Origin of the sequence: Carbonatibacter coralli (genome assembly GCF_039592655.1) — a bacterium.
Lineage (GTDB): Bacteria > Pseudomonadota > Alphaproteobacteria > Kiloniellales > Kiloniellaceae > Carbonatibacter > Carbonatibacter coralli.
The window spans coordinates 543,434-567,618 of the sequence record NZ_JBBUTJ010000001.1 but is presented as its reverse complement, the minus strand read 5'-3'; the positions used below and the strand labels follow the sequence as shown (position 1 = coordinate 567,618).

Here is a 24,185-nt window from a genome sequence, read left to right as displayed (position 1 = left end):
GGCGGAACATCCGGTTTCCGGGATCTTTTTGGCTGTGAAAGCCTGCTTGCATACAAAATATCTAAGTCTTGTCGCAATTGGGCAAAAGAATTCTTATGGGCACGGATAACAAGAATGATATTGCTAAAACAGGCAAGTTTGTGCAGTGTCTTTAGTCGTGAAAAAAAGAGGTTTTTTTTCATTCAGAAAAAGCGTCTTCTTTTTCATGCAGAACCAAAGATGTTTTTCTGCATAGTGTTGGACAAAGGTCGGCTCAAGACTGGCTGCAACAGACTAAGGGCTCCCGGGCCGCTTACTATTTGGAGAGTAGGGATCATGGAACGCGAATATATGGAATATGACGTCGTGATTGTTGGCGCGGGTCCGGCGGGCCTTGCTGCGGCGATCAAACTGCGTCAAATGAGCATCGAATCGGGCAAGGAAGTTTCTGTCTGTGTTCTGGAAAAGGGTTCTGAAGTCGGAGCGCATATTTTCTCGGGTGCTGTTCTCGAGCCGACAGCGCTGAACGAACTGATCCCTGACTGGAAGGAAAAGGGCGCTCCGCTGGATGTGCCGGTCGAAAATGAAGAGTTCATGCTGCTGACGGAAACAGGTTCCATGAACCTGCCCATTCCGCTGCTGCCAAAGCAGATGCACAACCACGGCAATTACATTGTTTCCCTTGGAAACGTCTGTCGCTGGATGGGAGAGCAGGCCGAGGCGCTGGGTGTTGAAATCTATCCGGGTTTTGCTGCTGCCGAAGTGGTCTTCCACGAGGATGGCCGGGTCAAGGGCGTGGCAACCGGTGACATGGGTGTTTCCAAAACCGGTGAGCAAAAGGACACCTACATGCCGGGCATGGAGCTCCACGGCAAGTATACTTTCTTTGCTGAAGGGTGCCGTGGTCACCTGTCCAAACAGCTGATGCAGCGTTTTGATCTGCGCAAGAATTGTGATCCGCAGACCTATGGTATCGGCATGAAGGAGCTGTGGCAGCTTGATCCTGCGAAGCACAAGCAGGGCACAGTTATTCATACTGGCGGCTGGCCGATGGACAACTCCACCTGGGGCGGTTCCTTTATCTATCACATCGGTGATGGTCAGGCTTATGTGGGCTATGTTGTCGGTCTGGATTACCAGAACCCGCATCTCTTCCCGTTCGGGGAGTTCCAGCGTTTCAAAACGCATCCGAAGATCGCGGAGATGCTCGAAGGCGGCAAGCGTATTTCCTATGGGGCGCGTGCGCTGAACGAAGGCGGTTTCCAGTCTGTTCCGGATCTGGCTTTCCCGGGTGGCGCAATGATCGGCTGTACGGCAGGTTTCCTGAACGTTGCAAAGATCAAGGGCAGTCACAACGCAATGAAGACCGGTATGCTTGCGGCTGAATCAGCCTTTGAGGCCATCACGGCTGCGGGCGAGGAAGGGGAAACTCCTGCTGTTCTGGAGAGCTATCCCGAAGCCTACAAAAACTCCTGGGTTTACAAGGAGCTGTATGAAGCGCGCAACTTCCGTCCGGCGCATGCAAAGTTCGGTCTTTGGGGCTCCATGCTCTATTCCGGTCTGGATCTGAAAGTCTTTGGGGGCAAGCTGCCCTGGACTTTCCGTCACACGCATACGGATCATGAGTCTCTCAAGCCTGCAGCGGATATGCCGAAAATCGAGTATCCGAAGCCGGACAATGTGCTGACTTTTGATCGTCTGTCCTCTGTCTTTATTTCAGGCACGAACCACGAGGAAGATCAGCCTGTTCACCTGACCCTGAAAGACACGTCGATTCCGATTTCACACAACCTTGCGCTTTATGATGCGCCGGAGCAGCGCTATTGCCCGGCTGGTGTATATGAAATCGTGACCGAGGATGACGGAAGCGATCCACGCCTTCAGATCAATGCGCAGAACTGTCTGCACTGCAAGACATGCGATATCAAGGACCCGACACAGAACATCAACTGGGTGACACCGGAAGGTGCGGGTGGTCCAAACTATCCGAACATGTGATCAGCAGCAGTCTGGCGCGTGATGAAAAAGGGTGCCCTGGCACCCTTTTTTCTGTTCTGTGAGACGCTCGCGTTCAGTTGAATGTCCAGAGAGCGTTCCATAGCTTGCGTTTAGGGTTCAAAAGGTTACACTTGCCCCAGTCTGTTTTTGTTGTGTTTTTTCACCCAGCAGAGTCCATGAAAGGGAAGTGGTTTGCCCCTGTCCGCAAAAAAACGATTTTTGATGTCCCTGTCCCCGTTGCGCTTGACTGTGGTGCAGGCATCTCTTGTGGCTTTGACGTTGTCCGGCTGCAGCTCTGCCCAGACAGCAGGTGGCGCCGGTGACGGGTATGGAAACTGGCCTGTGGACGATTCTGCTGTCGTTGACGGGGCTGCTGATGTGTCGCTGGAAGGGGCTTACCTTGCAGGAAACTGGGCTTTTGAAAGCAATGATTTTAAAAGCGCATCCGATTTTTTTGAAGTCGTTCGCAAAATTGACCGGAACAATCCGGGTATCCTCGGACGGAGCTTTCTGACGACTGCTGCAACAAGCGAGCATGAAAAAACACTTGAACTGGCGCGCCTTCTTTCGGAAGAGCTTCCGGATCAGCCGCTTGCCAATACAGCGCTGATTGTTGAGGAAGCGCTTCTGGGCAACTGGGACAGAGTGCTTGAAAAACTGGCTGTCATCCCTGAGCGGGGTGTGAACGCCATTGCCTTTCCGCTTTACAGGGCCTGGACCTATCAGGCTTTGGGGCAGACAGATCAGGCTTATGCCACACTGGACTCCCTGAGCGCGAATGAAGGCATTGATTCCCTCAGGAAACAGCAGAAGGCTCTGATTGCTGATCTGAGTGGCGAGCAGGATCTGGCCCGGCAGCTCTTTGAGGAGTTGATGGAGACAGAGCAACCGACGTTGCGGCAGCAGCAGGTGGCGGCCAATTTCCATGCCCGTCACGGACAGATGGAAAAGGCCGTTGAGCTTCTGGAGCAGCTGCAGCGTGATGGTCTGTTGAACGAGGTTCTCAGGCGTGAGCTGGAAGCCTTGCGCGCCGGCACTGTTCCGGAACCGCTTGTACCGGATGCGCAGGCAGCCTTTGGTGAAATCCTCTTTTCGATTGCTTCGCTGCTGGCCAGGGAGGATGCATCCGATGTGGCGCTGATCTATCTGCAGCAGGCCCTGCGTCTTCAAACAGGGATTGCCCAGGAAAATTCACGCCTCTTTATTGCCGAGCTCTATCAGGCAATGGGGCAGAGTGCGGAGGCTGTCGCCTCATACAGAACCATACCGTCTGATTCCCCCTTTGCCTGGACATCTGCCTTGCAGATTGCACAGGAGCTGGATGCGATGGGGCGCAGGGAAGAAGCCATTGCATCGCTTGATGAGCTGGCCCAAAGCCGTACAGATCGTTTCGAGCCTCTCTTGCGCAAGGGAAATATCCTGCGCTTCGAAGAGCGTTTTGCCGAGGCTGCTGTTGCCTATTCCGGGGCGCTTGAGCGCATCGGGACGATTGAGGATCGCCACTGGAGCCTCTTTTATTTCAGGGGAATTGCCTTTGAGCGGGCAAAGGATTGGGAAAAGGCCGAAAAGGATTTTCTGAAAGCTCTGGAATTGTTTCCTGATCAGCCCTTTGTTCTGAACTATCTCGCCTATTCCTGGGTCGAGCAGGAGAGAAACCTGCAACAGGCTGAGGAAATGCTGATCAAGGCAGTCGAGCTGCGCCCTGAAGATGGTTTTATTGTCGACTCTCTGGGGTGGGCCTATTACCGGCTGGGCAAGTTTGAGGACGCGGTGACCTACCTTGAGCGCGCTGTTGAACTGCAGGCCGAGGAGGCGACGATCAACGATCATCTGGGGGACGCCTACTGGCGTGTCGGGCGTCGTCATGAAGCTCGTTTCCAGTGGCGCAGAGCACTGAGCTTCGGTCCGGAAGATGGTCAGGGGCCGATCATTGAGGAAAAACTTCTGAACGGACTGCCGCCGCTTGATAGCGATGTTGTTGCAGACCAGAAGGAACTGTGAGAGTGCCGCTGCAGGATGTTGCGCGGGCCAAGGTCAATCTGAGCCTGTCTGTTCCGGGAAAGCGGTCGGATGGCTATCACGAGCTTGAAAGCCTTGTCGCCTTTGCCGGGGATGGGGATGTGCTGACGCTGGAGCAAAACCCTTCCGGGCAGTTTGCCTTTGAGGTCGTTGGACCATTTGGTACCGTTTTGCGTCAGGAACAACAGCAGGACAATCTGGTTGTCCGGGCTTTGAAGGCGCTGTCTGTCCTCAGTGGACGTCCCCTCGATTTTTCTGTGACACTGGACAAGAAACTGCCTGTTGCCTCGGGGATTGGCGGAGGCTCTGCAGATGCAGCAGCAGCGCTGCGTCTTGCCTTGCGGTACTGGGGCTGTTCTGTTCCTGAGCGGGACCTGATGGAGCTGTGCAGGACGCTGGGAGCCGATGTTCCTGTCTGTTATCACAGTCAGGCCTGCTGGATGCGCGGTATTGGTGAGACGCTCGATGTTCTGGAGGATTTTCCGGCTTGTCCTGTGCTGCTGGTCAATCCGGGGGACGCGGTATCGACTGCTGCTGTCTTCAGGGCACTGAATGCGCCGGCTCTGGATGAAGGCTTCCTGCCTGCCCGAAGGCCCGGGAAACTGTCCGGCGCGCAGGAGCTTGTTGATCTGTTGGGAACCCTGTCCAATGACTTGCAGGAGCCCGCTGTTTCGCAGGCTCCTCTGATCAGGGATGTTCTGGGAGCGCTGGAGCAGCAGAAAGGTTCTCTTTTCAGCGCGATGTCCGGCAGTGGCGCAACCTGCTTTTGCCTGTTTGCTTCGATGCAGGAGGCCAGGCAGGCCGGGGAAATCCTGTCATCGCTCCATGGCTGGTGGACACTGCCGACTGAACTGTCCTGAGGGGCCCGCTTTCAGGATCAGGATTGGTTGTCCTTGGTCGGGTTTTTCAGTTTCTCGACAGTTCGTTTCAGGTTTTCCAGAAGCTCCAGGCTGGGCAGACCGGTAATGGAGAGCCCGGTTATGCGCTGGTAAACGGAAATGGCTGACGTGGTTTCCTGATCAATGACACCATCAATCGTACCCGGATCCAGTTGCAGGTCGAAAAGCATCTGTTCGATGGAAGTCAGACTTTCCACACTGAGGCCATAGCTGATACTCAGGGCATCCTCCGGCTTGGAAAAGGTGTTTGCGTTTGGCGCCGTCTGTTGACCTTCTTCCTGTGAGGCTGTGTCCAGTGTCGGTGTCAGGTGGGTCTGGAAGGCAAAGATCAGTGTCGTCACGATAAAAAGGCTGGAGACCAGCAGAATGCGTCTTGCGAGCATCATTCTGAAGCGGGTGCTCTTGTTATGGGCTTTGGGTTCCCCGGATTGTTCGGGGGTTTCTGTTTGAGGTTCTGCCATGAATACCCGCTCGTGAGGCCTGTGGTGGATGAAGCGTGCTTGAGTATGAAAGAAGGAGGTTGCGAATCAATGAATTTTCACAATGCGATTCTGAACTTTTCTTTGGGATGCTGTTTGCGGAGGAGTGCTTAAGTGGCTGATTTTTTGAAAAAAAACTCTTGGTGAGGGCTTTTTTTTAACGAATCTGAAAAAAAACGTCCTCATTGGCTTGACTTGTGCGCCGCGCTGAGTAAATTCCACCTCACACGCACTGATGGGGTGTAGCCAAGCGGTAAGGCAGCGGTTTTTGGTACCGCCATGCGCTGGTTCGAATCCAGCCACCCCAGCCACATAAAAAGCCTCTTTGGACTTTGGTCTGAAGAGGCTTTTTTGCTGGGCTACGCCTGTTTCCCGATTGTGAAGACCGGTTTCAAACTGCGAACACCAGAGCGACGACACTCAGCGTGATGAAGGCGATGCCGATGAACTCCAGTCTTGTGATTTTTTCATGGAAAAACAGAGCAGAAGCAGCAATCGAGAAAATCACCTCAACCTGGCCGACCGCGAAAACATAAGCCGCATTGTGCAGCGTGAAGGCTGTAAACCAGCAAAGGCTGCCGGCCATTCCCGAAAGCCCGATCCAGAGCGCTGTTTTTCTGGCGGCAATGACACGGGTTATTTCTCCGGCTTCCCTGCGGATCAACCACAGCGCCATTCCAGCGGTCTGACCAAGCGTCACCAGACTCAGGGTAACCGAGGATCTGAGCAGGGCGTCATCACTCTGGATTTCCAGTGTGGCACCACGGTAACCGACCGCGGAAACAGCAAAGAAAACACCGGAAAGCAGGCCAAGCGCTGTTCCCCTGTTGAGATAGCTCCCAAGCAGTCTGCCTGTGGCGGGACCGTTTTTTCTGGAAAGAAAGAGGACCCCCAGAAAACCGGTCAGGATCGCAAGGAAGCCCGTCAGGGAGACAGGATCCCCGAGAACAATGAAGCCAACGAGGGCTGTCTGGAGCACCTCTGTTTTCTTGAGCGTGATGCCAACGGCAAAGTTTCTTTGCTGGAAAAGGGCCACGACGCACCAGGTTGCCAGAATCTGGGTCAGGCCCCCAGCAAAGGCGTAGAGGAAGAACGCAAGGGAAAGGGAAGGCAGAGAGGCGTTCTGCCAGAAGAGATATCCCGTCGTCAGAGACAGAATGATCGGTGTGGAATAGAAAAAACGCGAAAAGGTTGCCCCGCCTGCTGACAGGGTCGCTGTGCTGAGCTGTTTCTGCAGCATGAAGCGCAGGGTTTGGAAAGCCGCAGCAGCAACCGAGAGTGCGATCCAGGCGTCCATCTCTGTTCTTTCGTAATGTTCGGGCAGGGCAGTAGGATTCACTGATTCGTATTAACACCTTGGGTTGATGTCCAGTCAGAACTGCGACGTCCTTCTTTTTGAGCAATCATTCAAAAAAACGGTTTTCTTTAGGAATAGGTAAGATTTACCCACCTATAAAGAAGGAGGATTGTTGCAGAATGTGTTGAGCAGCAACTTGGTTAATCTGGGGATGGTGAAAAATGAATTTTGTGAGGAATATGCGCATTCAGTCGCGCCTGATGATTGGTTTCAGCCTGATGATTGTGCTGTTTGCCATCATCACAGCTGCAGGGATCTGGGAGGTGCAGAAGATCAATCGTGCTCTGACGCAGATTGATGACATCAACTCTGTCAAGCAACGTTATGCAATCAACTTTCGTGGCAGTGTACACGACAGGGCCATTGCGCTTCGCGATCTTGTGCTGTTGCAGGGGGAGAGCAATTTTCAGGAGGTTACAGCCGAGATCGAGCGTTTGACCGGGGACTATGCCGAGGCGGCGGCAGGTATGGATGCGCTCTTTCAACAGGTGGATGCCGATGCGCGCGAACGCGATATTCTGGAGCGGATCAAGGCAGTGGAAGCCAGAACTGTTCCCCTGATCAATCAGATCATCGAGCAGCGACGCAGCGGAGAGTACGATTTCCCCTATATCATTCTGACAACGGAAGCACGTCCGGCCTTTACGGAATGGCTGGCTGTGATCAATGAATTCATCGATCTGGAAGAAGACAAGAACATGATGGAAGCGGATGTCGCCCGTTCGGTCGGCAACGCCTTCATGTCCACGATGCTTGCCGTATTCGGGGCCTCGGTTCTGATTGGCCTGATCTTCATGTTCTGGCTCAAGAGTTCAGTGAGCCCTCTGAGAGGTCTGACGGAGGCAATGCTCCGTCTGGCTGACGGCAAGCTGGACACGGAAGTTCCGGATATCACCAGCAAGGATGAAGTCGGCGAAATCACAACAGCAGTTTGTGTCTTCAAGCAAAATGCAATCGAGATCAGGCGTCTTGAGGAAGAGCAGAAGGCCCAGGAAGAGGAGCAGCAGAATGAACGTCGTGCTGCAATGCTTTCAATGGCGCAGCAGTTTGAAAGTCGTGTCGGCAGTGTTGTTGAATCTGTTGAAAATGCGGCTCAGGGCATGCAGGCCATGGCGCGCACGCTGTCCGAGTCTGTCAAGGAAACCAAGAACAAATCCGCTTCGGTTGCAACGACTGCGGAACAGGCGTCTGTCAATGTCAGGGCTGTGGCTTCTGCGACAGAAGAGCTTTCCTCTTCCATTCATGACATTGCCAGCAGTGTGACGGACACGGCGCAGACTGCGCGTGAAACAGCCAAGACTGCCGAGGGTTCCCAGAACAATCTGAAAGAGCTGCAAACGGCTGTGCAGGATATTGATAGCGTGATCAATTCGATCAATGATGTGGCTGAGCAGACCAACCTGCTTGCACTTAACGCCACGATTGAGGCCGCCCGCGCCGGTGAGGCCGGCAAGGGCTTTGCGGTTGTGGCGGGCGAGGTGAAGTCTCTGGCCAACCAGACGCACCGCATGACAGAGGAAATCTCGAAAAAGGTTGCCGATATCCAGCAAAGTGCCACGGAGACCATCCACAGCGTGAATGATATCCTGGAGCAGATCAGTGCCGTGGATGACAAGACTGCGAAGGTTTCTGCTGCAGTCGAGGAGCAGAATCGCTCCACCCAGGAAATCACCAGCAATGTGCATGATGTCGCCCGGGGAACCGGAGAGGTGTCCGACAATATCCTTTCAGTTCAGTCTGCAGCCAATGACAGTGCCAATCTTACCGATGAGCTGTCACAGGCCTCTGATGATCTGAGCAATCAGTCGGCACGATTGAAGTCGGCGCTTGAAAGCTTCCTCAGTGAAATCAGGGCAGGTTAAAGCCTGTCGAAGGTTGTAATAAGGCCGGAGCTGATCTGCCCTGTTCTAGAAAACAGGATGGGTTGGCTCCGGCTCCTGTTCCAGTGTCTTGCGGAGACGCTGCAGCGCCAGACGCATGGTTTCGCGTGAAGAGGCCTTTCCGATGCACACACGGACACAGTGTGGTGCGACCCGGCGTCCGACGACAAAGGGCTCTGATCCGCTGATGAGGACGCCGTTCTGTCTGGCTGCGGAGACAAAGGCCTGGGATCGCCACTGATCCGGCAAATGAAGCCAGATATAAAGGCCGACCGGATTGTATTCGAAAGTGTAACCTTCCAGCAGGGCGACAGCTTCGTCCATTCTTTCCTTTGTTTCCCTGATTCTGTCTTTCAGAATGCGGTCCACGGTGCCGGACTCTATCCAGTGTGTTGCCACTTCTGCTGCGATAGGCGCTGTCATCCAGCTTGTGGTGCGGACGCCCATTGCGAGTGTTCCGGCGCTTCCCTTCGGGCCGCAGAGATAGCCAATACGCAGACCGGGTGCGATGGATTTGGAAAGGGAAGAGAAGTAGTAGGTTCTCTCGGGAGCCAGGGTATAGAGCGTGGGCAGGGCGCTGCCATCCGCCATCCGGGTAAAGGCATCGTCCTCGATAATGCTGAGACGGTGTTTGCGCGCCACTTCGACCAGGGCTTCCCGGCGGTGCAGGGACAAAGTGCGTGTTGTCGGGTTCTGGCAGTTCGGCACAAGGTACAGGAATTTGGCGTCCCCGTTTTTGCAGGCTTCATCCAGTGCTGCGGGGATCATGCCTTCCGAATCAAGGGCGATGCCTTCTGTCTTGAGACCCTGAAGACGTGCAATCGACTGTATGCCGGGGAAAGTCAGTTCGTCACAGAGAATGCGGTCCCCCGGGCGGGCCATTGCAGCCAGAACCACTGAAATGGCGTGGTGTCCACCCGAAGTCAGGACAATATCCGTTGCCGAGACATCAAGGCCACAGGCTTTCAGCCATTTGGCGCCGGCTTCCCTGTGGTGCTGCATGCCTGTATGCGGCTGGTAACTCAGAAGGGCGCCCATGTCAGCCTGGCCTGCAATGTGTTTCAGGGTCTGTTCCAGCTCAAGAGCCTCTGCTCCTTCCGGAGGATAGGCAAAGTCCAGTGCAATGAGATTGTCATTGTGCTGATCTTCCGGTGTGATGCTGTGACTGTAGGCTGGAAGAGGCCCCAGCACGAAGGTTCCCCTGCCGACCTCGCCATAGGTCAGGCCCCGGCGTTCGGCCTCGGCATAGCCCCGACTTACCGTTCCGACTGTCACACCAAGATGCCAGGCCAGATCCCTGTGAGTGGGCAGCTTGTCACCGGGCTGGAGAATCCCGTTGCGGATGTCTCGGGCCAGAGCGTCGGCAATTGCCAGATAGCGGGCCCCGCCCGAGAAGGTCATCTTGGGAAGCCAGTTGTTCATGACATGTGCCTTTCGTTGCCCTCATTGTCTGCTGACAATGTATCGATTGAGTCTGTTTGTTTTCTATGATTTGGTAATTATTGTCTCTATTGTATCTCTTGGAAACCAAAAAATGAAACACTTGCCCCTTTTTCAGGTTGATGCCTTTACTGGTCGTGTCTTTGCCGGAAATCCTGCTGCCGTCTGCGTTGTTGACGAGTGGCTTGATGATGTTGTCATGCAGTCGATTGCTGCGGAGAACAACCTTGCAGAAACAGCTTTTGTGATCCCGTCACAGCTGAAGGGGGAAGGGAAATCCGGACTGCGCTGGTTTACGCCAACGACAGAGGTGGATCTTTGTGGTCATGCAACTCTGGCGACGGCTGCCGCCCTGATGCACATGCATCCGGAGTGGAAGGATGCTTTCGTGTTTGATACGGCAAGTGGCGATCTGACGGTGGCTCAGACAGAAATCAATGGTAAAGCCGCTCTGGAACTGGATTTTCCGGCGCGGGTCCCTTCCGGCAGTGATGAGCAGCTTGATGCCGTTGAACAGGCCGTAGGCCTGCGTCCCCTGAGCGTCGTCAGGGCAGCGAAACTGATGGCGGTTTATGACAATCAGGAACAGATTGAATCGATTGTCCCCAACCTCGACAAGGTTGAAGCCTTGCCCGGCGACGGCCTGATTGTCACAGCACCGGCCTCAAAGCCTGATCCGGATGGCAACAGGCTTGATTTTGTGTCCCGCTATTTCGGACCGCATTGCGGTATTCCCGAAGATTCTGTAACGGGTTCTGCCCATGTCACATCTGTTCCCTACTGGGCGGAAAAGCTGGGGAAACAGGAGATGGTGGCCCGCCAGATTTCCCGGCGTGGTGGCACGCTCTGGGTCAGACTGGACGGGGATCGCGTCCGGATGGCAGGCTTTGCCGCGCTCTATATGGAAGGTGTCATTCGTATCTGAAACTGTTCCGCACGCGGGGGTCAGATGACGCGGGCATAGGCAGACATTCCGGTTTTCTGGTGCTCGATGATGTGACAATGCAGCAGCCAGTCTCCCGGATTGTCTGCAACAAGCCCGACCTGGATTGTTTCGTCCGGCAGGACCAGGGCTGTGTCTGTCCAGAGTTTGCGGATCGGACGTTTGTTCGACTGCAACAGCTGGAACGCCAGACCGTGAAGATGGACGGGATGCGTGTGCGGGGTTCTGTTGCGAATGTTCAGGACATAGCTATTGCCCAGCTTGAATTCCATCAACGGGGCCATCGGATCCGGCGAGGCGCCTTGCCAGGCCCGTTTGTTGATGGCCCAGAAAGAAAAACCGAGTGTGCCGCAGTATCCGCTTTTGGGAGCCTGTTCTGCTGTTGCCGTGAAATCAAGCTCCAGGGTTTCTGCGGAGGCAAGGTCCGGTTTTTGAACGGGGTTGGCAGACAGAGGCTTGATTTCCCTTGTGTCGCGTTTGCGGTTTTCCCCGGAGGCTGTAAAGCTTGCGACCACCCACGGCTTCGAGCTGGATGAGTTGATCAACCGGATTGTCCGGCCTTCTTCCTGCGGGACAGGAATGGCAAGATCGACCCTTTGCCCCGGACCAAAGCTGTCAAAATCCAGATCGAAGGGCTCTGGAACAGGGTGGCTGTCCACTGCGATGACTTTCGCTGTCGCTCCCTTGCAGGAAAGGCGATAGATTCTGGTGACATCGGAGATGACGACGCGGACGCGGATCAGCCCGCCGGTTGGCACGGTATAGTCGGGGGATTCAATCCAGTTCGCTGTCTTGACGGCTCCAAAGGTGCCCGCCTTGCCGCTTTTCCTGAGGTCATAGAGGTCGATGAACTGTCCTTCCCTGTCCAGGCGCCAGTCCCTGAGATTCAGCGGGATGTCGGCATCAAAACCGGGATCGTCCCTTTCTTTGACGATCAGAACGCCATTCAGGCCCCTGCTCATCTGGGTCAGGGTGTTGCAGTGCGGGTGATACCAGAAGGTTCCTGCATCCGGAGGTGTAAAGCGGTAATCAAAGCTTTCCCCGTCATAGACATAGGGCTGGGTCAGGAAGGGGACGCCGTCCATTGCATTGGGCAGGCGCATCCCGTGCCAGTGGACCGTTGTCGGTTCCGGAAGGCTGTTGTTCAGGCGTGTAAAAAAAGGTTCGCCCTGCCGGGCAACCAGAACGGGAGGCGGAGCCGAGTTCCCGTAACTCATGACGCCTTGTGTCAGCCTGTCTCCCAGAATTCCGAAGTCTGTCAGATGGGGATTGAGTTCGAAATCCGGTTCGGAGCGGGCCGCAGTTTCTGTGCCGGTCGAGCAGGCTGCAAGCAGGGCACCTGACGAGAGGGCACCAGCTGTTGCCAGTGAGGATTTCAGGAGCTGTCGGCGTGACAGAAATGGCATGGTGCAAAACCCGGTTCTGACTTGAGAATTGTTCGCAAGAATAGCGCAAGGACGGTGTGCTGACACCTATAAAAAGGTCGCAGTTTTGGTCTGTTGCTGTTCAGGCGGGGTAAAGCGGCCAGAAAAACAGGATCAGCGGGATGGAAACCAGCAGGATGATGATGTCGAGCGGCAGTCCTATTCGCCAGTAGTCGCCAAAGGTATAGCCTCCCGGTCCCATAACGAGCAGGTTGGACTGGTGGCCGATGGGGGTCAGATAGGTGGATGAACTGCCGATGGCGACCGCAATCAGGAAGGGATCGACAGCAACGCCCAGGGCCTTGGCAATGGTAATGCTGATCGGTGCCATCAAAACGGCTGTTGCGGCGTTGTTCATGACATCGGACAAAAGCATGGTAACCAGCATCATAAGCGCCATTATCCCCCAGACCGGAATATGATTAGCAAGGGTGATCAGGGGTTCGGCGATGGCTGCCGAGCCGCCTGTTGTGTCCAGGGCCAGGCCGACGGGGATCATGGCGCCCAGGAGGACGACAATGGACCAGTCGACTGATTCATAAAGATCCTTGAGCGGAAAGCTGCCGCTGAGAACCATCAGACCGACAGCAGAGACAAATGCGATTTCTGCCGGGAGCAGGCCCGTGACCACAGTCAGAATTGCCAGAGCAAAGATCAGGGGGGCAACAAGGGAACCCTGACGCGGCATCAGCTCGATATCACGTTCGGCGAGCGGGAGCAGCCCGATTGCGGAGAAGGTTTCCGGCATTTCTTCGCGAAGTCCCTGTAACAGCAGAACGTCGCCGGGTTTGAAGCGAACCCGGCCAAGGCGTTCGTGCAGGGCCTGTCCCTGTCTTGCGACACCCAGAACGCTCAGACCGTAATGAGCATGAAGCTGAATGCTCTGTGCTGTTCTGCCTTCAAGGCGCGACCCGGGGGTGACGACTGCTTCCAGAACATCAACGCGATCGGATTTCAGTGTGGCCTGCGTGTAGTCCGTGGAGCCGACCAGCTCCAGTTTCTGCTCGTCGACAATCTGTTTCAGTGTGGCGGTGTCTGCTTCCAGTGTCAGAATGTCATCTTCGCGCAGGCGCATGTAACCGGATGGCGCCAGCATGCGATCCTCCCCGCGCAGCAGAGCCACGGCGACGAGGTTGCCTTCCGCAAGCTGTTCGAGTTCCAACAGACGGCGGCCAATAATTCGGGAGCCATCCGTAACCCGGACTTCGGTGATGTAGTCCTCGATGTGGAAGAGGTTGTCATTCTCCTCACTGCGGGCGACACGTTTTGGCAGGAAGCGCCAGCCGACCAGGGAAAGAAAGGCCAGGCCGATCACAGCAACACCGAAACCGACGGGAAAGAAATCGAACATGGCAAAGCTCTGTCCGGTTTCTGCTGCCCTGTAGCTGGAAATGATAATGTTGGGTGGCGTGCCGATCAGTGTCATCAGGCCACCCAGCAGGGAGCCAAAACTCAGGGGCATGAGGACTTCACTTGTCGGACGACCGCTTTTGTAGGCACTCTGGATGGCAACAGGCAGCATCAGGGCCAGTGCGCCAACGTTGTTCATGAAGGCGGAGCAAAAGGCAACAAGCGTGCTCAATGCCAGAATGTGCAGGGACGGGTTGTGGGAGAAGGGCTCCATCAGGCGGGAGGCCTGCTCAATCAGCCCGGACTGGCGCAGGGCCTGTGAAATGATCAGGACTGCTGCAACGGTGATGACTGCCGGATGACCAAAGCCGACGAAGGCCTGATCCGACGGGACAACCCCCAGCAGAACGCTGGAGATCAGGGCCATCATGGCCACAAGGTCATACCGAAAACGCCCCCAGATAAAAAAAACAAGAGCAAGACCGATGATGAGAAAAACGATCGTTTGATCTGTCAGCATGGTTCTGCCGTTCGCTGTTCATTCCCCGAGTTGGAACATCTGTTGAACGCCTTATATTTTCTGTGTGAGCTTTTTCCAACCATTTTCGATAGTACAGGGATCAGGAGTCGTTTGGAATGGAAAGTTATGGTCTCGTGGCAAAATGGGAAGCTGTTCATTTTTTGAGGCTTTTTTGAAAAAAAAAGTCGTTTGGCCTCCGGCTTTTGAAACTTTAGGACTAAAAGGAAAGAAAGCGCAGAAAATGAACAAAATGCCGTTGATTTGGCTTAAAGCGACTGTTTAATATCAAAAAACGACACTTCGGTTACAGATGATGTCGCAAAAACAAAATGTCCCCATCCATCCTCAAATCTGGAGCTTAATAAACCAAAATGACTGAACAACCTGTCATCAAGCCAGCCAATCCCTGTTTTTCTTCCGGCCCTTGCGCAAAACGCCCCGGCTGGTCTGTTTCTGCGTTGGCTGACTGCTGGTCGGGCCGTTCCCACAGAGCGTCTGGCGGCAAGAAAAAACTGCAACAGGTTATTGAAAAGTCGCGCGCCCTGCTGGGCATTCCCGAAGATTACCTGCTGGGGATCGTTCCGGCGTCGGATACTGGCGCTGTGGAGATGGCCCTCTGGTCCCTTCTGGGAGAGCGCGGTGTTGATGTTCTGGTCTGGGAAAGCTTCGGCAAGGGCTGGGCTGGCGATATCCGGAACCAGCTTGAACTGGATGATCTGCGGATCCTGGAGGCTCCCTATGGTGAGCTGCCCGCTTTGTCCGATGTGGATTGTGACAGAGACGTTGTTTTTACCTGGAACGGGACAACGTCGGGTGTGCGTGTGCCGGACGGGAGCTGGATTGCCGACAACCGGAAGGGGTTGACGATCTGTGATGCGACCTCTGCCGCCTTTGCCCAGGATCTTCCGTGGGAGAAGCTTGATGTCGTGACCTGGTCCTGGCAGAAAGTGCTCGGTGGCGAAGCCGCGCACGGCATGCTTGCCCTGAGCCCGCGCGCTGTCGAGAGGCTGGAGAGTTTCGCCCCTCAGCGTCCCTTGCCGAAGATTTTCCGTTTGACCAAGGATGGAAAGCTGATCCGGGGAATTTTTGAAGGCGCAACAATCAACACGCCCTCCATGCTTGCCGTTGAAGATGCGCTGGACAGTCTGAACTGGGCCGAGAGCATCGGTGGTCTGCCTGCATTGCATCGGCGGTGCGACAGCAATCTGGCAGCTGTTGAAGCCTGGGTGAAAGACCGGGGCTGGGTGTCCTTTCTGGCGCAGGAGGAGGGAACGCTTTCCAACACATCGATTTGTCTGAACCTGACAGAAAGCTGGTTTGTTGCGCTGGATGAAGCCAGGCAGCGCGGTGCGATCAAGTATCTTTGCAACCTGCTGGAAGAAGACGGGATTGCCTATGACATCGCAGGTTATCGCGATGCGCCTCCCGGTCTTCGTATCTGGGGCGGGGCCACTGTTGAAACCCCGGACATTGAAGCACTCCTGCCCTGGCTGGACTGGGCCTACGCGGAGGTCTCGAATCGCTATCAGTCGTGATGCGAGATTTCCCGAATTTGAGAACCCGGTTAGCTATGAAAGAGTTTGAACGATGACAAATACGAAGAAAACACCAAAGGTCCTGATTGCCGACAAGATGAGCCCGAAAGCCGAAGCCGTTTTCCGCGAGAGAGGGCTAGATGTTGATGTCAAAACAGGGCTGAGTCCGGAAGAACTGATGGCGGTCATTCCCCAATATGACGGTCTGGCAATCCGCTCTGCAACAAAGGTGACGAGTGATATTCTGGAGGCGGCAGATCATCTGAAGGTTGTTGGTCGTGCCGGTATCGGCGTTGACAATGTCGACAGGGAGGCTGCGACGAAAAAAGGTGTGATCGTGATGAACACGCCCCATGGAAACTCTGTCACCACAGCCGAACATACAATCGGGATGATCTTCGCCCTGGCGCGCCATCTTCCGGCTGCAAATGCGTCCACCCATCAGGGACTCTGGGAAAAATCCAGATTTATGGGAACGGAACTGAACGCCAAGGTGCTGGGGCTGATCGGTTGCGGAAACATCGGTGCCATTGTTGCGGATCGGGCTTTGGGCCTGAAAATGAAGGTGCTGGCCTATGATCCCTTCCTGACGCAGGAGCGTGCCCGGGATCTGGGCGTCACCAGGGTTGAACTGGATGAACTGCTCGGGGCCGCTGATTTTATTACCCTGCACGTCCCTTTGACCGATCAGACACGGGGAATCATCAACAGGGACAATCTGGCGAAAACCAGAAAGGGTGTGCGGGTGATCAACTGCGCGCGCGGTGGGCTGGTCGTTGAAGCGGACCTTAAGGAAGCGCTTGAAAGCGGACATGTCGCCGGAGCGGCACTGGACGTTTTCGAGGTCGAACCGGCGAAGGATTGCGTTCTTTTTGATTTGCCCAATGTCGTTTTGACCCCGCATCTGGGAGCTTCTACGGAAGAAGCGCAGGAAAATGTGGCCTTGCAGGTTGCGGATCAGATCAGTGATTTCCTCCTGAACGGTGCAATTTCCAATGCTGTGAACACTCCTTCCCTGCAGGCGGAAGAAGCCCGCAAACTGGTGCCCTTCATGGCTCTGGCGCATACACTGGGGCAGCTTGGCGGACAGTTGATCGGTTCTGCGATCAGGGATGTCACAGTGGAGTATCACGGAGAAGCTGCTGATCTCAACACGCGCCCGCTGGTTCAAAAGCTGCTGTCCCAGTTGCTGAAGCCAACGATGGAAGGAGTCAATGCCGTGAACTCTGCACTTGTTGCCAAGGAGCGCGGGATCGCTGTCAGGGATGTGCAGGTTGCGGATGACTGCGATTATCAGTCTCTTATCCGTTTGCAGATCAATTGCGAGAATGGAGAATGCCTGTCTGTGGCGGGAACGCTGTTCAGTGGCAAGCATCCGCGGATCGTGGCGGTTAACGAGATCACAATTGAAGCCGAGCTTGCCGGACCGATGCTCTATGTCAGCAACGATGACAAGCCGGGGCTGATCGGTGCACTGGGGCAAAAGCTGGGGGATGCCGGTGTGAACATTGCAACATTCCATCTGGGTCGCCAGAAGGACGCCCCGGATTCTGGGGCTCTGGCGCTGGTTGCGCTGGACACGGCACCAGCCCCTGAATTGCTCACAGAGTTGAGAACTCTCCCTTCTGTGCGAAAGCTTGAGCTTCTGCAATTCAACTGATCCCGTTCGGGCGCTCTGACTGATTGAACGGGCTTTGCCGGGTGGCAGAGCCCGTTTTTTGTGATTTGCCGGGACGGAATAGACCTTCTCTTTCGGATTCCTGTTGCCCCCATTCAGCAAAGGCGCTAGATAATGAGCGAAAAGGCCACCCGTTTTCTGCTCGGGTCATGCGCTGTAACACGTGACACCTGTTTGAACTGTCGCCGCTGGCTGCGACCTGAACAGGAAATCCGGTTTTTTCACTGACAATTCGATTCCTGTACGCAGAACCGCGCGTCTCGCGGGATTTGTTGTGCGTGCCTGTCTGCCTTTGGGGTGGACACCAGACGTCGTGAGGGCTTGAGAATATGAGCAAACAGAATGAAAAGGCCTTGTTGCCGGCAGGATTGCAGGATGTGCTGTTCCCTGCGGCGGCTCATGAAGCGGATGTGACAGAGCGTCTGGTGCACAGCTTTGCCCTGGCAGGATATGGCCGTATCAAGACACCTTTGCTTGAATTCGAAAAGGCTCTGCTTTCCGGTGCAGGTGAATCCCTTTCCCAGCAGATTTTCCGGCTGATGGATCCTGTTTCCCATCACATGATGGGATTGCGTGCGGATATTACGCCACAGGTTGCGCGGGTAGCCTCGACCCGCTTGCTGAACCAGCCGCGCCCCTTGCGCCTTTGCTATGCAGGAGAAGTGCTGCAGGTGCGAGGCAGCCAGTTGAGGCCGGAGCGTCAGTTTCGCCAGGTCGGAGCCGAGCTGATCGGTGCCACCCAGGCAGAGGCCGATGCGGAGGTCATCCTGCAGGCTGTTGCCGCGCTTGAAGGCGTCGGGGTCAAGGACCTCTCTGTTGATATCAACATGCCCACTCTTGTTTCGGCCGTGATGGCTGCTGAAGGCATTGAAGGCGAGACGGCCAAGTCCCTGCGTGAGGCTCTGGATCGCAAGGATGCTGCCGAGGTTGCAAAACTTGTCGACGGTTCCGGTAGGGAGCTTTTCCTTGCCCTGCTGAAAACGGCAGGACCGGCAGAGAGCATTCTTGCCTATGCAGAAAGCCTGAAGCTGACAGGTGATGCCAGGGTTGCGCTGGACAGGGTCGCACAGGTTGTTGCGCTGATCCGTTCTGTTGAACCGGAACTGTCGCTGACGGTTGATCTGGTGGAACACCGGGGCTTTGAATATCACACGGGCCTGAGCTTTATCTTTTTTGCACGTTCTGTTCGCGGAGAGCTTGGACGTGGTGGACGATATGATTCTGTTGCTGCTGATGAAACAACCGAGAGCGCGACAGGTTTCACCCTTTATATGGATACCGTTTTGAGAGCCTTGCCGCAGCCCAAGCAGCCGCGCCGCATTTACCTGCCTTATGGAACGCGCCATGAGGACGGTGTTGCGCTTCGCGCCCAGGGCTGGGTGACAATTACAGGTCTCAAGGCAGAGGATGACGCGCGGGAAGAAGCCCGCAAACAAGGCTGTGACCGGATTTTGGTGGACGGTCATGTAAATGAAATCGGCACAGAGGGATAGAGTAGGAAAAGACGAATGTCCAACGTTGCAGTGGTCGGCACCCAGTGGGGTGATGAAGGTAAGGGTAAAATCGTTGATTGGCTGTCAGAGCGCGCCGATGTTGTCGTGCGTTTCCAGGGCGGTCACAATGCGGGGCATACTCTGGTTATTGACGGAGAGGTTTACAAGCTGTCCCTGTTGCCATCCGGTATTGTCCGCAAGGGCAAGACATCCATCATTGGCAATGGTGTCGTTATTGATCCGTGGGCACTGGTTGACGAAATGGAGCGCCTGCGTGAGCAGGGCGTTGACCTTTCTGCCGAGAATCTCAAAATTGCCGAGAACGCTGCACTGATCCTGCCACTGCACGGCGCTGTGGACCGTGCGCGTGAAGCTGCTGCTTCCGGTGAAACCAAGATTGGTACAACAGGCCGGGGCATCGGACCAGCCTACGAAGACAAGGTCGGGCGTCGCGCCATTCGCGTCTGTGATCTGGCGTGTGAGGACACACTGCGCGAGCGTGTGGCAGCCCTGCTGATTCACCACAACGCAATCCTGCGCGGCCTTGGACAGCCCGAGGTTGACCAGGACGATCTGGTTGAAAAGCTGCTCGAGATTGCGCCAAAGCTTCTGCCTCACGTTGATGTTGTCTGGCAGCGTCTGGAAGAAGCCCGGAAAACAGACAAGCGTGTTCTCTTTGAAGGTGCCCAGGGCGCCATGCTGGATGTCGATCACGGAACCTACCCTTTTGTGACCTCTTCCAACACCATGGCGGGACAGGCTGCCTGTGGTTCCGGTATCGGTCCAGGTCAGGTCGGTTTTGTTCTGGGGATTACCAAGGCCTACACAACCCGTGTTGGTTCCGGTCCGTTCCCGACAGAGCTGGATGATGAAATCGGTCAGCGTCTTGGCGAACGTGGCCGCGAGTTCGGAACTGTAACAGGTCGTCAGCGCCGCTGTGGCTATTTTGATGCGGTCCTGGTGCGCCAGTCCTGCAAACTTGGCGGGGTTTCCGGAATTGCACTGACGAAGCTGGATGTCCTTGACGGTCTGGACGAACTGAAGATCTGTGTTGGTTACCGGATTGATGGCGAGGTTTATGACCACCTGCCGGCCCTGGCCAAATCACAGGCCAAGGTGGAGCCGGTATATGAAACCCTGCAGGGTTGGTCTGAAAGCACCTATGGTGCGCGCAGCTGGGCCGATCTTCCGGCAACAGCGATCAAATACATTCGTCGTATCGAAGAACTGATCGAGGCGCCGGTTGCACTGCTGTCAACAAGCCCGGAGCGTGATGACACCATTCTGGTTCAGGATCCGTTCCATCCTCAGAAATAGACGCCTGTCCTGCGTGTTTTGTGGAAACCCCGGTGCTTTTCGGTGCCGGGGTTTTTGATTCGGTTGCGGTCTTTTGTGAACAAAAACAGTTTTTTGCCCTTAGCTATTGCTTTGTCGGGCTTTTTTCTTTTGCCTTTAGGGTATATTCTCTTCTGGAACAATGCTGGCGTATGGGATCCTGGAACAGGGTATGATCGATATTGCAAATCTGGAGAATGATCTGGCGCATTTGCAGCAGACGGTAGACTTCGGGGATCGTTTCGAGATCCTGATGTCCAGCCGTCGCCCGGATTTCCAGTCTCCCGGTACGCTTGCGGTCGAGGCCAGGAGCAAGAGTGGTCCGGGGCGGCGTTTTTTTGCGTTGGTCTGCCAGAAAAAATACCCGCCCCGACAAGACATTATGCGTCTGGCTTCCAGAATTGCACGGCTGGGCGTTGTCACGCCTGTTGACGGTGGGGCTATCCTCTTTCCCGAGGACGGGATCTTCCGCTATGTGATCATTTTTGAGGAGCCGAACGGCCGCAAGCTCCTGACCCCGGATTATCCGGATATCCCGAAGCTCAAGGAAGACGATATCCTTCATGGCTTTGTGAGCAGGGTGGTTAACTTTTTCAGGGAATGTTCCCAGCGCTCGATTGCACACAGGGCCATTCGTGCCGACAACATCTACATTGACGAGGCAGGACTTGTCACTCTGGGGGAATTTGTATCGACCCCTGCCGGATTGTTTCAGCCTGCGCTTTACGAGCCGATCGATCTGGGACAGTGCTCGCCTATCGGCAAGGGACCGGGAACGCATGACGACGATTTCTATTCCTTTGGTGTCATCATGGCCCAGTTTGCTATGGGCGGTACGCTTTGCGACGGTCTTTCCGAGGAAGACGTTGTTGCGCGAAAGCTGAAGCACGGGTCCTACGGAGCTCTGATAGGACAAAACCGTATCCCGCTTCGGCTGATGGAGCCCTTGCGGGGGCTGCTCAGTGACAACGCTGCCGACCGGTGGGGACTGGAAGATCTTGAGTTCTGGATGAGTGGCCGGCAGCAAAGCCCGAAACTTGCCGGTTTGCCGCCCAAGGCCGTGCGCTATTTCAAGTTCAATGGCAAGGAGCACTGGACGGCTCGAAGTCTGGCCTATGGCTTTTCCCGGAGTTGGCAGGACGCCAAGGATCTGGTGAATGAAAACAATGAGCTGGAAAACTGGGTCAAGCGCGCCCTTTTGAACGAGGACATGGGCAACCAGGTCCGTAATTCAGTCAATGTCAGCGCGGTCTATGCCGGAATGGGCGACATTGCCGATCGCGGCCTGGCGAGTGTTCTGATCTCGATGGACAACAATGCGCCTATTCACTACCGGGATCTCTCCCTGCGATTTAACGGTGTGATCCACACACTTGGTCTTGCTGTCAGCTCCGGTGATGATCAGTCTGTCAAGGACGTGATTGAAGTCATCAAGATGAAGCTGGCCCACCAGTGGCTGAGCTTCAGGAAGAATGTTGGTCTGGACTCGATTTCGGCCCTGAAATCGCTGGATCATATGGAAACAACCCTGGAAAAGGATTTCCCGGGTTACGGAATGCCGCGGGCGATCTATGACGGTTGTGACGGCATGCCCTGTCTTTCGCCGTTGCTCGGGGAAAACTATTGTGCCGATCTGGCTTCGCTTCTGGCTATTCTCGAACAGCAGGCCAAGGCTGGTGCGCTGGACGGGATCCCTGTGGACGAACATATTCTGGCTTTTATCAGCAAGAATCTCAAAGGCTCGCATGACAAGACGCTCCGGCAGATGCTGAGTGACGATTTCATCACCGTGGTCAGAAGCTATCTGCGTTTGCTGGGGCATGCCCAGTCGGCTCACGGGAACATGAGCTATCCCAATCTGACGGCCTATTTCGCCAATCTGTTGCTGGAACAGATCGAGCAGTTCAAGAACACATATTTCAGGGATGAAATGCGCAAGGCGCTGGATATTGTCTCGGAAAAGGGTGATCTGGATAATCTGGGGTATTTGCTGGACAATCCGAAGTTCGAGGCCCAGGACAAGATGGGTTTTGAAACGGCGCAACAGGTGTACAGCGGCCTGCATGCCCAGATCAAATGGCTGCATGAAGGGGGATGGCAAACCTCTGATCATGTCAGGGACACTGCAGGGCGTGCTGCTGCCATCGTTTCGGCAGTTCTCTCGATGCTGGCTCTGATGTTCATGACGCTTGGCATGGTATTGTAGGAGAGATTATGGGGCGTATAGGACTTCTTGTGGTTCTTTTGCTGGTTGCTGCAGTCCTGATGCCGACTGTCTTGTTGCTGGCCTTTCTGATGCTGCCGTCAGGCGTTGTCTTCATGCTGGACAAGGGCAGGCCGAAATACCTGAGCCTCACCATGGCCATGCCCAATTTCTGTGGTGCAATGCCCGCTGTCATCAAGCTGTGGGAACACGGCCAGACCTATGCTGTCTCAACATCGCTGATGTTTTCGCCGGGTAACATTGTGATGGCCTATGTTGCTGCCGCTTTGGGCGTTGGCCTGTTCCTGTCGGTTCCCCCCATTGTGAAGATTTATCTCTCTTCTGCTTCTGACAGGAAAGTCGAGGAACTGGTCAAGGTCCAGAACGAGCTCGTTGATGCCTGGGGGCAGGAGGTTATCGGGGCCAATCCCCCGCCCGGGGAGAGCGAGGCCGGCTTTGAGGACGATGAGGGCAACAGTCAGCAGGGATGATCCCGTCAGTCCTGATGGCCTTCATGGCTTCTTCTGGCTCTGCAATACATGAGCAGAATATAGAGAAGCAAAAACCAGACAAAATAGGTTTCCTGAACTTCGCTGGCTCTGTTGAAAAGCCTGAAGTCACTGCCCAGAGCCGAGAGAAGCCGCTCGCTGTTCTTGGAGAATTCCGCAATCAGGGCCGTTACGAAAAACTGAGGTGACGGGTAGAAGAACGACAGCTTCCAGTTCCAGAGAGCAGGGTAAAAGTATCCGACAATCGGAAAGACAAGTCCTCCGACAATGACTCCGATTTCGAGCAAGGCCCGTGGCTTCTGGTCCAGCCATGAGGATGTGTTGTGAAGATTGGTCTCGCCCTGGTCATTGATGGCTGACCATTCATCCGATGTTTCCCAGCCGAACCAGTGTTGTCCCCAGCTGGCTTCTTCCCCGCCGATGTAGATGTTCCCGGCAATGAGAACAATGCAAATAACGCGCAGCAGGGGCAGGTGACGGGATACCTTGCTGATCAGCAGTGCAAGGGCGAAAGCAGCCGAGACAAAGGGAATGACAGCATGAGCTCCTTCCAGAAGCCCTGTTTCCTCGCTGCCGATCCAGGTTTCATAAGCATCTTGCGAAAGCAGATGGAAGGCAAAGACAAGGCTGACGGCAACCAGCAGGGGTGCCCAGAGCCAGAGAAACGAAGGGAGGGAACAGTGTCTGTGAAAGTTATTCATTGTGTGGGCTGTGCTCGGTTTTTCTGAAGAGATGCCCCAAGCTACCAAGTGTTTCAGAAAGTTTCCATACCGTTACTGAAATTGTTTTGTTTCTGGGTAAAAAATCAAATAACTGTTTGATTCAAAATAAGTTTAACAATGATTTCTTTTGAAGGTTCTATCTGTGTAAAAGTGTCAGCTCTCCAAAAGGGCAATGGAAAGCAGTCAGGCGAAAGAACCAGCGGCTTTTTCCGAAGTGATGACGCATCGCTTTTGTGCCCTTCTCCTGATCAGGCCTGTCCATTCCGGTAAGGCGGAGGCAGGAGGGTGTTTGCTGTTGCTACAGGCGCTGGGTGTGGGATTTTGGCGTTACGTCGCTGGGTGGCCCTTCATTTATCAGACGACCCGGCAGCAGAAGGAAGGGGGCGGATCTTGAACTGTGATCCGAGTGATGCAGAAGGCTC

Annotated in this window: 17 protein-coding genes and 1 tRNA gene; 12 read left to right on the top strand and 6 right to left on the bottom strand. The window is 55.0% G+C overall.

The genetic code is table 11. The annotated features are described in order from the left end of the window. Nucleotides 1-315 precede the first annotated feature (315 nt). The 3 genes from AAAH10_RS02525 (at nucleotide 316) to AAAH10_RS02515 (ending at nucleotide 4,856) form a co-directional block, all read left to right on the top strand. Entirely contained in the window at nucleotides 316-1,977 is a 1,662-nt protein-coding gene (locus AAAH10_RS02525; RefSeq protein WP_343560217.1) for an electron transfer flavoprotein-ubiquinone oxidoreductase, read from the top strand. 267 nt (nucleotides 1,978-2,244) lie between these two features. Then, nucleotides 2,245-3,978: a tetratricopeptide repeat protein gene (locus AAAH10_RS02520; protein WP_343560215.1), complete on the top strand. Its 1,734-nt coding sequence runs from the start codon at nucleotides 2,245-2,247 to the stop codon at nucleotides 3,976-3,978. A 2-nt stretch (nucleotides 3,979-3,980) separates the two neighbouring features. After that, a complete protein-coding gene (locus AAAH10_RS02515; protein ID WP_343560213.1) occupies nucleotides 3,981-4,856 on the top strand; it encodes a 4-(cytidine 5'-diphospho)-2-C-methyl-D-erythritol kinase in 876 nt (291 codons plus the stop codon). A 17-nt stretch (nucleotides 4,857-4,873) separates the two neighbouring features. On the opposite strand, the gene AAAH10_RS02510 is transcribed toward AAAH10_RS02515, so the two are convergent. Beyond that, a complete protein-coding gene (locus AAAH10_RS02510) occupies nucleotides 4,874-5,356 on the bottom strand; it encodes a peptidoglycan-binding domain-containing protein (RefSeq protein ID WP_343560211.1) in 483 nt (160 codons plus the stop codon). Nucleotides 5,357-5,610: 254 nt separating this feature from the next. Here AAAH10_RS02510 and AAAH10_RS02505 point away from each other — a divergent pair. After that, a tRNA-Gln gene (locus AAAH10_RS02505) sits at nucleotides 5,611-5,685 on the top strand. A gap of 80 nt (nucleotides 5,686-5,765) precedes the next feature. On the opposite strand, the gene AAAH10_RS02500 is transcribed toward AAAH10_RS02505, so the two are convergent. After that, nucleotides 5,766-6,671 (bottom strand): EamA family transporter, encoded by a 906-nt coding sequence (locus tag AAAH10_RS02500; protein ID WP_343560209.1) that lies wholly within the window; start codon nucleotides 6,669-6,671, stop codon nucleotides 5,766-5,768. Between the two features lie 221 nt (nucleotides 6,672-6,892). Here AAAH10_RS02500 and AAAH10_RS02495 point away from each other — a divergent pair, with 221 nt between their 5' ends. Next, a complete protein-coding gene (locus tag AAAH10_RS02495) occupies nucleotides 6,893-8,593 on the top strand; it encodes a methyl-accepting chemotaxis protein (protein WP_343560207.1) in 1,701 nt (566 codons plus the stop codon). Nucleotides 8,594-8,638: 45 nt separating this feature from the next. Here the strand turns inward: AAAH10_RS02495 and AAAH10_RS02490 are convergent, their stop codons facing one another. Further along, the gene (locus AAAH10_RS02490; protein ID WP_343560205.1) at nucleotides 8,639-10,033 is read right to left on the bottom strand and encodes an aminotransferase-like domain-containing protein; all 1,395 of its coding nucleotides are present in this window, start codon (nucleotides 10,031-10,033) and stop codon (nucleotides 8,639-8,641) included. A gap of 112 nt (nucleotides 10,034-10,145) precedes the next feature. On the opposite strand from AAAH10_RS02490, the gene AAAH10_RS02485 reads away from it, so the two are divergent. Then, nucleotides 10,146-10,976 carry a PhzF family phenazine biosynthesis protein gene (locus AAAH10_RS02485; protein ID WP_343560203.1) on the top strand — a complete coding sequence of 277 codons (831 nt, stop codon included), beginning with the start codon at nucleotides 10,146-10,148 and terminating at the stop codon, nucleotides 10,974-10,976. Between the two features lie 20 nt (nucleotides 10,977-10,996). On the opposite strand, the gene AAAH10_RS02480 is transcribed toward AAAH10_RS02485, so the two are convergent. Continuing rightward, nucleotides 10,997-12,400: a multicopper oxidase domain-containing protein gene (locus tag AAAH10_RS02480; protein ID WP_343560201.1), complete on the bottom strand. Its 1,404-nt coding sequence runs from the start codon at nucleotides 12,398-12,400 to the stop codon at nucleotides 10,997-10,999. Between the two features lie 100 nt (nucleotides 12,401-12,500). Then, nucleotides 12,501-14,288: an SLC13 family permease gene (locus tag AAAH10_RS02475; protein WP_343560199.1), complete on the bottom strand. Its 1,788-nt coding sequence runs from the start codon at nucleotides 14,286-14,288 to the stop codon at nucleotides 12,501-12,503. A gap of 371 nt (nucleotides 14,289-14,659) precedes the next feature. Between AAAH10_RS02475 and AAAH10_RS02470 the strand changes: the two genes are divergently transcribed. From AAAH10_RS02470 to AAAH10_RS02445, 6 genes are all read left to right on the top strand, one after another. Continuing rightward, nucleotides 14,660-15,823, top strand: a complete 1,164-nt coding sequence (locus AAAH10_RS02470; protein WP_343560197.1) for a phosphoserine transaminase — start codon at nucleotides 14,660-14,662, stop codon at nucleotides 15,821-15,823. A 52-nt stretch (nucleotides 15,824-15,875) separates the two neighbouring features. Beyond that, nucleotides 15,876-17,483 carry a phosphoglycerate dehydrogenase gene (gene serA / locus AAAH10_RS02465; protein ID WP_343560195.1) on the top strand — a complete coding sequence of 536 codons (1,608 nt, stop codon included), beginning with the start codon at nucleotides 15,876-15,878 and terminating at the stop codon, nucleotides 17,481-17,483. Between the two features lie 347 nt (nucleotides 17,484-17,830). Continuing rightward, nucleotides 17,831-18,994 carry an ATP phosphoribosyltransferase regulatory subunit gene (locus AAAH10_RS02460; RefSeq protein WP_343560193.1) on the top strand — a complete coding sequence of 388 codons (1,164 nt, stop codon included), beginning with the start codon at nucleotides 17,831-17,833 and terminating at the stop codon, nucleotides 18,992-18,994. Between the two features lie 15 nt (nucleotides 18,995-19,009). Continuing rightward, the gene (locus tag AAAH10_RS02455) at nucleotides 19,010-20,311 is read left to right on the top strand and encodes an adenylosuccinate synthase (RefSeq protein WP_343560192.1); all 1,302 of its coding nucleotides are present in this window, start codon (nucleotides 19,010-19,012) and stop codon (nucleotides 20,309-20,311) included. Between the two features lie 190 nt (nucleotides 20,312-20,501). Further along, nucleotides 20,502-22,535 (top strand): protein kinase family protein, encoded by a 2,034-nt coding sequence (locus AAAH10_RS02450; RefSeq protein WP_343560190.1) that lies wholly within the window; start codon nucleotides 20,502-20,504, stop codon nucleotides 22,533-22,535. An 8-nt stretch (nucleotides 22,536-22,543) separates the two neighbouring features. Continuing rightward, entirely contained in the window at nucleotides 22,544-23,023 is a 480-nt protein-coding gene (locus tag AAAH10_RS02445) for a hypothetical protein (RefSeq protein WP_343560188.1), read from the top strand. A gap of 5 nt (nucleotides 23,024-23,028) precedes the next feature. On the opposite strand, the gene AAAH10_RS02440 is transcribed toward AAAH10_RS02445, so the two are convergent. Beyond that, a complete protein-coding gene (locus AAAH10_RS02440) occupies nucleotides 23,029-23,742 on the bottom strand; it encodes a hypothetical protein (RefSeq protein WP_343560186.1) in 714 nt (237 codons plus the stop codon). Nucleotides 23,743-24,185 lie beyond the last annotated feature (443 nt).

What these genes read in the sequence shown, in the direction of transcription:
- AAAH10_RS02440 (WP_343560186.1), bottom strand. Translation starts at nt 23,742, where the DNA reads ATGAATAACTTTCACAGACACTGTTCCCTCCCTTCGTTTCTCTGGCTC.
- serA (WP_343560195.1), top strand. Translation starts at nt 15,876, where the DNA reads ATGACAAATACGAAGAAAACACCAAAGGTCCTGATTGCCGACAAGATG.
- AAAH10_RS02475 (WP_343560199.1), bottom strand. Translation starts at nt 14,288, where the DNA reads ATGCTGACAGATCAAACGATCGTTTTTCTCATCATCGGTCTTGCTCTT.
- AAAH10_RS02480 (WP_343560201.1), bottom strand. Translation starts at nt 12,400, where the DNA reads ATGCCATTTCTGTCACGCCGACAGCTCCTGAAATCCTCACTGGCAACA.
- AAAH10_RS02485 (WP_343560203.1), top strand. Translation starts at nt 10,146, where the DNA reads ATGAAACACTTGCCCCTTTTTCAGGTTGATGCCTTTACTGGTCGTGTC.
- AAAH10_RS02490 (WP_343560205.1), bottom strand. Translation starts at nt 10,033, where the DNA reads ATGAACAACTGGCTTCCCAAGATGACCTTCTCGGGCGGGGCCCGCTAT.
- AAAH10_RS02455 (WP_343560192.1), top strand. Translation starts at nt 19,010, where the DNA reads ATGTCCAACGTTGCAGTGGTCGGCACCCAGTGGGGTGATGAAGGTAAG.
- AAAH10_RS02460 (WP_343560193.1), top strand. Translation starts at nt 17,831, where the DNA reads ATGAGCAAACAGAATGAAAAGGCCTTGTTGCCGGCAGGATTGCAGGAT.
- AAAH10_RS02495 (WP_343560207.1), top strand. Translation starts at nt 6,893, where the DNA reads ATGAATTTTGTGAGGAATATGCGCATTCAGTCGCGCCTGATGATTGGT.
- AAAH10_RS02510 (WP_343560211.1), bottom strand. Translation starts at nt 5,356, where the DNA reads ATGGCAGAACCTCAAACAGAAACCCCCGAACAATCCGGGGAACCCAAA.
- AAAH10_RS02500 (WP_343560209.1), bottom strand. Translation starts at nt 6,671, where the DNA reads ATGGACGCCTGGATCGCACTCTCGGTTGCTGCTGCGGCTTTCCAAACC.
- AAAH10_RS02450 (WP_343560190.1), top strand. Translation starts at nt 20,502, where the DNA reads ATGATCGATATTGCAAATCTGGAGAATGATCTGGCGCATTTGCAGCAG.
- AAAH10_RS02470 (WP_343560197.1), top strand. Translation starts at nt 14,660, where the DNA reads ATGACTGAACAACCTGTCATCAAGCCAGCCAATCCCTGTTTTTCTTCC.
- AAAH10_RS02525 (WP_343560217.1), top strand. Translation starts at nt 316, where the DNA reads ATGGAACGCGAATATATGGAATATGACGTCGTGATTGTTGGCGCGGGT.
- AAAH10_RS02445 (WP_343560188.1), top strand. Translation starts at nt 22,544, where the DNA reads ATGGGGCGTATAGGACTTCTTGTGGTTCTTTTGCTGGTTGCTGCAGTC.